Annotated in this window: 1 tRNA gene and 1 rRNA gene; both read left to right on the plus strand. The window is 59.2% G+C overall.

The annotated features are described in order from the left end of the window. Positions 1-98: 98 nt before the first annotated feature. A tRNA-Ala gene (locus Q4I23_RS32740) sits at positions 99-174 on the plus strand. 269 nt (positions 175-443) lie between these two features. Next, positions 444-1,194, plus strand: a 23S ribosomal RNA gene (locus Q4I23_RS32745); the annotation flags it as partial.

Genomic DNA, 1,194 nt, shown 5'->3' on the forward strand with positions numbered 1-1,194 from the left:
TCAGTTGGTTAGAGCGCGCGCTTGATAAGCGTGAGGTCGGAGGTTCAAATCCTCCCTGGCCCACCACCCATCAGGCGACACCGCGTTACACCGACATTGGGGGCATAGCTCAGTTGGGAGAGCGCCTGCTTTGCAAGCAGGAGGTCGTCGGTTCGATCCCGTCTGCCTCCACCAGTCTTCTGGTGTCGAGGCCCTGGGGTTGGGACCGGATGTTCCGGCAGAGATCCGTCAGAAGGAAACGCAACACGGAAACGTGAGCTTCGGGCTCCTCATCGCTGAGGGGGCTGGAGCGGGATCATGGACAGTGTGAAGACGATTGTTAAGTGACCGAGGACGGACCTCGGGCCGGCTCCTTCTGGGGTTGGTTCGATGGTCAATGCATCTTGCGGCGTTGTGCGTGCGTCTGGGCTTGTCCCTGCGCGTGGCGCAACCGCTGAGTTTAGGATCAAGCGTCTGAAGGGCATCTGGTGGATGCCTTGGCACTGAGAGGCGATGAAGGACGCAGCACGTTGCGATAAGCCATGGGGAGCCGCGAGCAGGCTTTGATCCGTGGATTTCCGAATGGGGCAACCCACCGCGCAAGCGGTATCCCGCACTGAATCCATAGGTGCGGGAGGCGAACCCGGCGAACTGAAACATCTAAGTAGCCGGAGGAAAGGACATCAACCGAGACTCCGCTAGTAGTGGCGAGCGAACGCGGACCAGGCCAGTGGTTGGACCGACATAACCGGAAGCGTCTGGAAAGGCGCACCAGAGCGGGTGATAGTCCCGTACGGGTAAACCAGGTTCAATCCTCGAGTAGGGCGGGGCACGTGAAACCCTGTCCGAACATGGGGGGACCACCCTCCAAGCCTAAGTACTCCTCAGTGACCGATAGTGCACCAGTACCGTGAGGGAAAGGTGAAAAGCACCCCGACGAGGGGAGTGAAACAGTTCCTGAAACCGGATGCCTACAAGCAGTCGGAGCCGCCTTGCGCGGTGACGGCGTACCTTTTGTATAATGGGTCAGCGACTTACAGTAAGCAGCGAGCTTAAGGCGATAGCCGGAGGCGCAGCGAAAGCGAGTCTGAACAGGGCGCTTGAGTTGCTTGCTGTAGACCCGAAACCCGGTGATCTAGCCATGGGCAGGTTGAAGGTGCGGTAACACGCACTGGAGGACCGAACTCACGCCTGTTGAAAAAGTCGGAGATGACC

The sequence above is a fragment of the Azospirillum sp. UFLA03-27 genome (genome assembly GCF_059803775.1).